General features: G+C 38.0%; 8 protein-coding genes. 2 read left to right on the top strand and 6 right to left on the bottom strand.

All coding sequences use genetic code 11. The features are described from left to right. Positions 1 to 420: 420 nt before the first annotated feature. The 5 genes from NST57_RS20320 to NST57_RS20300 all read right to left on the bottom strand — a co-directional run bounded on the left by NST57_RS20320 (position 421) and on the right by NST57_RS20300 (position 3555). Positions 421 to 549, bottom strand: coding sequence for a hypothetical protein (locus tag NST57_RS20320; protein ID WP_268753109.1), 129 nt, complete (start codon positions 547 to 549; stop codon positions 421 to 423). Between the two features lie 101 nt (positions 550 to 650). Continuing rightward, complete coding sequence (locus NST57_RS20315; RefSeq protein ID WP_341299248.1) at positions 651 to 977, bottom strand: hypothetical protein; 327 nt, start codon at positions 975 to 977, stop codon at positions 651 to 653. A gap of 15 nt (positions 978 to 992) precedes the next feature. Next, positions 993 to 1544: a hypothetical protein gene (locus NST57_RS20310; RefSeq protein ID WP_341299247.1), complete on the bottom strand. Its 552-nt coding sequence runs from the start codon at positions 1542 to 1544 to the stop codon at positions 993 to 995. Between the two features lie 650 nt (positions 1545 to 2194). Further along, positions 2195 to 3232, bottom strand: a complete 1038-nt coding sequence (locus NST57_RS20305) for a protein rep (protein ID WP_341299246.1) — start codon at positions 3230 to 3232, stop codon at positions 2195 to 2197. Positions 3233 to 3390: 158 nt separating this feature from the next. Beyond that, positions 3391 to 3555: a hypothetical protein gene (locus tag NST57_RS20300; RefSeq protein ID WP_341299245.1), complete on the bottom strand. Its 165-nt coding sequence runs from the start codon at positions 3553 to 3555 to the stop codon at positions 3391 to 3393. 485 nt (positions 3556 to 4040) lie between these two features. Between NST57_RS20300 and NST57_RS20295 the strand changes: the two genes are divergently transcribed. Further along, positions 4041 to 5144, top strand: coding sequence for a response regulator aspartate phosphatase (locus NST57_RS20295; protein ID WP_341030018.1), 1104 nt, complete (start codon positions 4041 to 4043; stop codon positions 5142 to 5144). After that, positions 5141 to 5299, top strand: a complete 159-nt coding sequence (locus NST57_RS20290; RefSeq protein ID WP_186303791.1) for a hypothetical protein — start codon at positions 5141 to 5143, stop codon at positions 5297 to 5299. The genes NST57_RS20295 and NST57_RS20290 overlap by 4 nt, the downstream gene beginning before the upstream one ends. Positions 5300 to 6041: 742 nt before the next feature. Here the strand turns inward: NST57_RS20290 and NST57_RS20285 are convergent. Continuing rightward, complete coding sequence (locus NST57_RS20285) at positions 6042 to 6191, bottom strand: hypothetical protein (RefSeq protein WP_341299244.1); 150 nt, start codon at positions 6189 to 6191, stop codon at positions 6042 to 6044. Positions 6192 to 6469: the final 278 nt, after the last annotated feature.

Raw genomic sequence — 6469 nt, 5'->3', positions numbered from 1 at the left:
TTTGGTGCGTATAACTGGGCACTCTGACAAGTGATTGGCAAGTGATCGGTCATTTTTCATCACTGATCCGCAAGTGACCGATTCGTTTTTTAGTAGTGATCGGGAAGTGATTACCTCAAAAACCGCCACTGCTGCAGGAGTGATCAGCACCACTTCTTTGGGGTCATTTTTTTGCTAGGCTTTGCCTAGTTCCACACCATAAGTGGGGACAAAAACCCCTTATGCTCTTCTCACTTTTCCTTTTTATGGTGTGGCAGATTTGCCGTTTCTGACACATCACCGCATTTTTCTCCTAAAAAAAGGGGTGTCAGAATTTCATTTTTAGGCGCATTTCTTTCAAAAATCGCAACCAACACGAAACAAATCACCCTGTGATTTCAAGCATGAAATGGTTGCAGTTTTCCCTTATGCTCTTTTCCACTAGCTGTCGTTTGTCTCAAGTCTAGTGACAAGATTCATCTCACTTGTTTTTGCAATTCTCGTTTTGCTCAATACAGTGTCGCGCAGCTCACACTTTTTGTCGCCAATCTCAGTCCATTTATGGCGCACTTATACACACCCCTGTGTGCGTGCTAAAATCTCTCGATTTCCGTCAAGCGTGTAAAGAAAAAGCCGACTCAATGTCGGCTTCTTCGGGATCTTCAGCATGTTCATTTTTTCAATATGTTGTTAACAACTTTAGTGTGTAAATCATCAGCTTTATAAGACAATAAAACATCTTCCGCAACCTCTTTAGTCAAGTGAGGAAGACCTCTTATTTCAGCCAACTTTTTTCTAAAGTCTTCTTTGCTTACTTTGGATTTTTCCATAGTGATCTGCATGAAATAATCATCTAACTCTAAAACCTGCTTTTGAGTAAAACTATACTTCAACAGGACCAAATCTCTTGATCTAAATTCAGGTGCTAAATGTTCCTGCAAAGCCATAATTGCGTTTTTCATAAGCGATAATTGACAATCTAACTCTTCTCTATTCAAAATTTCTCCTCCTAATCAAAAGAACCACTGCGCCACTTTGACGATCCAGTAAGCAATATGTCTAGCTGAACTATTTTTAATGCCAGTACCGTATAACGCAGAAGCAATGTTGTCTTTGATTAAATCCCATGTAAGTTGTTCATATTTCAAAAATTCTTTAAGGACTGGCTCCACATACTTATTGAATCGAATTTTAAGTGACTTCGCCGCTCTCTTTCCTGCAAATTGTTCCACAAGATTAAACAACCTGTTTTTGTTTTTCAATAGTTTTTTAAGACTAGTTTTAATCGCAGCAGTAACCCCAACTTGGGTTTTCATCGTTTGTTCAAGACCTACTAATCCCGCATAACGAACAGTATTTTGCCAAAGGACAGGATCATCAAAAGCCGCTTCAAGTGCTTCAATATCATCTTTCATTTCATCATCAAAAATCGTCTGAACCTTAGTAACGAAAACTGGTGTTTCTCGAACATTTGTTTCAGCACGAACTTCTGGCGCAATTGTAGCAATCAATAAACTTGCCACGATAAGAGATAGAATACCTTTAACCATAGACTTCATTTTCAAATTAATTCCTCCCTAGCAATATTTTACTATCGTAAGGGATTTTACATAAGTCTACAGAGGACAACAATCGAATTTTCCAAAATGAGATAAAACTCCTCAAATGCAGAAAACACCCTGCCATGAATAGCTTTTGTTACAAAAATCAGCCTTCTAAAATCAAAAGTCCCACACAGGTTTCGAGGTCATCAATCCTATTCTTTGCTCCTTTAATTCATAGTAAAATTTAATATAAAAAGGAGGATTGAATATGACTGAAATAATCATAAATTTACCTGTACTAGTAACATCTATATTTTTAATAGTCTTTGTCCTTTTACATAAAAAAATAGAGAAAAAACTCGATTTAACAATCCTGATATTAGTCGCATCAATAATCTTCTTGGTGAACCTCAAAATGGTTTGGATAACAGTATTCCTACTTGCCTTTATGTACTTCGGAATCAAATATACGTATAAAGCTAAAAAAGGCTAAAGTAACAGCAATACAAAAATAAAGGAAACACAAATCAGACGTTTTGTGTTTAGGGTTAACGACTAGAGCCATAAGGGTTTGTGCTAGTTTGATAGCCATTATTGAGACCCCATATTATAGGGGATGGGGTCGTCTCACATTACATAAAAAAAGCAGGCTCCATTAAGAGCCTGCTTTTCTATCTGATTATGTAATTCTTAATGCCAACATGCCAACGTGCCATGACCTCAAACGTTTCATTGGCTACCTCATCATCATCTTCTTCAATCCGAACAAGATCACCGTCCTCGGCATCCGTCAAATTCAGTTCCTTATGAATCTCTTTCAAGATCCCGCCGTAACCGATTAAGCGCCTGGCATTTAAAGCATCATCCAAATAATAAACCGTATCAAGATTTTCCTCGGTCACTTCATTCCCACGTATCACATCAGTGTCTTTCACTGGATACTTAGAAATCTCTAAAATGGCTTTCTGCTCTTCCATTGCTTCGCGCACTTCTTTTTCAATTGCTTCCGCATCAATACTCTTTTTCCCTTTGACCCGCTGCACATGCACAATCGGTGTATAATCCAATTTCATTGCACGCTTCCAAAGGCTTGTCCATTCTGATTGTTTAATATAGTTATGAGAAAAATAACTCTTTTTCACTGGTATTAACACATGAAAATGTGGATGGTATGTATTTTGTTCATGATTCTTCGTGATCTCCAATGCTCTAAAGTAACCAAGCACCGCCGTTTTCACTGCTTTATATCCAAACAATCGATTCCATGCAGTCATCATATCCGAAATGGTTTGTTTCAGAGCATCACCTTCGACATTACGGACTGTCAACGTGAGGAATATCCATGACGGTTTATATTGCCTGTTTGCTTCTTCGACAATCAGTTTATTATGATAGGCAATTTTTAACGACCTTCGCCATGCACACATAGGACATAACCTCACTTTGCAAAAATAGGCTTGATATAATCGTAGTCTGCCCGTTGCCTTATCTCTTCTAAACGCCAAGCATTCTGCACAGTCACACATTTTTTCAGCCTTTTTTCCGTAGTAAGGCGCTCCAGTGCGTTTTTCCAAAGCCTTATAATGCTCAGACATCAACGTAGATTTTTGTTTTTTTCCTCGCCAATCCCGCTTTTTACCTGTTGCGGTTTTGTCATCAAGGATGGTATAATCCGAATTGGAATCAACAAAATTAAAAGATTTACACATAAAGAAACTCCTTCTGTCGCTAGTTCTCTAGCAATATATTGTTGTAGTGTGGTAACTCAATAATATCAGAAGGAGTTTCTACATGTCAAAATGCTTTTAAACCCTTGACAGCACTGGATTTTGCCTACTTTTTTAAAATTGAGTAGTTTCTATATGTATCAAGATAAGAAAAGACACGATTCTGACTCCGTCAAAATCGCCCAAAAAGCTGGCGAAACCGCCAACTTTTCAAAAACCAAAACCTCAAAATCTAAAAGACCAAAGACTAAACCAAATTTCCCCTCATGGGGAGATTTTTTTTTGGTTTTTTCCACTCCATTCATAGTATAAAAATTCTTTACACTACCCCTACAACCTGACTAAACCTGACTCCAGAATGTAATTCTCCAGATCTGGAGAATCACGTGCCATCACCCGCTCACAAAAATGGTGGGATTGAAAAAGAGACAAACAAAAGAGCATAGAACAAGTAAGGTCATTTCATGGCGATTCGGTCCGATCTTCTGGCCGTTGCTATTGATGGGTTCCTGCCGACTGTAACCAGTGGAAATATCACGTTTAATCAAAAACCTAATAGTTTACGTGTTATTTCCAAGTGACTGTACCCGATATTTTCAATGACAACATGTAAAAAACAAGTCATATTATCCCTAGCTGTACATCCAAAAGTCATTGCTGTCAGCATCCAAAGCCACACGCACCCACGTAAAAAGAATCGGTTTCGTTGGGGAATTTCTCACTTTCTAAATATTTACTAAATCTGTAAGATTAAGAGAAACATTTACGACAGGCAAAGGTGGGTATGATGATGGCTAAAACAATTGCATATGAAGAAGTCGCTAACATGATGAATGAATGGTATGGGGTAATTAAAAAAAGAAAAGTAGACGAAGCGATCCAGTTGAAAGAACAGATTAAAAGAATGCTTCCGCATATGGAACAAAACCAAGACCTGCTCCTGTATTTCAATCTTTTGGACTTTAGAAACAATCTTTTGATAGATGACGCGCAGCGATTAAAAATTAAAAGCCGCACAACCGTCAAACAAGAGGATATTCAAAAAACGGACGACATGATTCAATATTATTTTTACTTTTTCAACGGACAATTTGAGTTCCACAACAAGAATTACATAGATGCAATCAACTTTTACAAAATTGCTGAAGACAAGTTGAAGAAAATCCCCGATGAAATTGAACATGCTGAATTCCACTACAAAATTGCTGAAGCATATTATCGAATCTTTCAAAATTTCTTTTCCATGAGCCATGCAGAAAAAGCACTAAATTCATTCAAATCCAACGAGCAATATACATACAGACAAATGAATAGTGAATTACTCTTAGCACTAAATAAAGTTGACTTATTGCGCTATAAAGAAGCCGATCAACATTATGAAAATATTATTAAGAAAGCACAAGAAACAGGAGATTTCTACACCAAAAGTTTAGCTCACCACAATATCGGAATTAGTTATGAAAAGCGTGGTTATCTGCCACAAGCTGAAAGCCATTTGCTTAAAGCAATAGACATACCAGAACATAGAGAATCGAGAAACACGATCCGCACATATTACATGCTTAGCAAAGTCTGTTTTAAAAGTGGAAAAACTGATAAAGCTCTCGTCTGGTACAAAAAAGCATGGAATCTAGTCGAGGAAAATAACGAAGATGAATACAGAGCAAAACTGATGATCATAGATGCTCTTTACAACAATAGTCACATAAACAATATTCACCATGCAATGAAGTACCTAGAGAAAAAAAGACTATGGATAGATATAGCCGAATTGTCACGAGAAGCAGGCAATCACTTGAAAAATAAAGGTAATATCACGCAAGCCGTTAAATATTATGAACATGCACTTGTTGCAAAAGACGAATTAATCAAAATGACGGAGGCGTTAGAATGAAATGGATAATCAGCTTATCAATGCTGGCTCTATTGATCACTGGTGTAACTATTTATCCAAATACTCAAAACGATCAACAAATCACTGAAAAAGGTGTCGTGCCAACATCACAACCAGAACAAAAAGTCGCTGAAAGAGGTGTCGTAGGTGCATGAGTTGTTATGAAAGAGGAATAGGACCAATATAAAATCATTTAAACGCCCTATGAGGCGTTTTTTCTTCACTTGCATCTTTTTATACCTGAACAAAAATAAAAGCGCTCAGAAACTAATCTGAACGCTCTCAGAGGCATTTTAGAATTACAACCTCGGTATTTTTATGTATTTAATCATGCATCTTATCATCCAAATAAAAAGCGTTTCAAAACGAAAACGGCTCAATCCATTGATATGACTCGCTTCAATTTGCTTTTTTCTTCCGTACTACCCCCCTGTTAGCTGGGGGGGGTTCTCGTTTGGCTCTCGGTGATTCGCTTTTTCGTTGCCACTCGACGACTGTCGTCGTCTTCCGCTCACACCTTCGCCAAACAAAACAGACGCACAAATATTTCTTTAATCTTACCATTTTTGACTCTTTCATGCCAACGGTACAATGCCTGGCATTCTGCTTTGAACGGAGAGAAAACACACAGCATATATCTAGGTGCATAAGTGGGCACTGGTTCCCTAGTGACTCTTTTCGGGCTCTGCCCAAACCCGCCAACGGTCAGCCCGTTGGATCGCAAATATTCAAACCCCCTACCCCCGATCTTCGGGGGATGCCCCTTCGGCTGGCGCAAACAAACGGGGTTTGTTTGAATCAATAGGCTTTGGGTTTGGTGAATGAGTCAACTCCTTAAATTCTCCCTCACTTCGTTCAGTCCGATTTACCGTTGACACATGCCATATGCGCTTCTTTTTATTTCGGTGTGATCTCCCATTTTGCATCTGCCAACACATGTTTTTTCAAATATTTTATCGTTTTCTCTGCTTCTTCATGGCTCTCAAAATCTTCTTCTACTTCCCACACTTTATCATCATCATATCGTGCAGTAACCACATAACTCACAAACATTCCCCTCTCTCATTTTCTTATTTTGTTGCTCCATTTTCTAATTGTTTTTGTCTCTTTATTGGTAACACACGCACCCTTTTTTTGCACACTTTTCCGAAACAACACAAAACAAACACGAACTTAATTCACCCATTATTGAACCCTTGTTGCGACTGATTTTTTTTGCAAAACGTTACCTTTCTTTGTGTGCAGTGCGCTCCTTTTCAAACTCAAAACGTTACCAAACTTTCGTGAAAAAACCCTCGTTGGCTTTTCTAAAAACACGCACATTT

Source organism: Bacillus sp. FSL M8-0077 (genome assembly GCF_038050255.1).
Lineage (GTDB): Bacteria > Bacillota > Bacilli > Bacillales > Bacillaceae > Bacillus > Bacillus altitudinis.
This window is presented reverse-complemented; position numbering and strand designations above follow the sequence as displayed.

Excerpts from the sequence above, each read along its gene's own strand:
- NST57_RS20305 (WP_341299246.1), bottom strand. The coding sequence starts at position 3,232 with ATGTGTAAATCTTTTAATTTTGTTGATTCCAATTCGGATTATACCATC.
- NST57_RS20300 (WP_341299245.1), bottom strand. The coding sequence starts at position 3,555 with ATGAATGGAGTGGAAAAAACCAAAAAAAAATCTCCCCATGAGGGGAAA.
- NST57_RS20295 (WP_341030018.1), top strand. The coding sequence starts at position 4,041 with ATGGCTAAAACAATTGCATATGAAGAAGTCGCTAACATGATGAATGAA.
- NST57_RS20290 (WP_186303791.1), top strand. The coding sequence starts at position 5,141 with ATGAAATGGATAATCAGCTTATCAATGCTGGCTCTATTGATCACTGGT.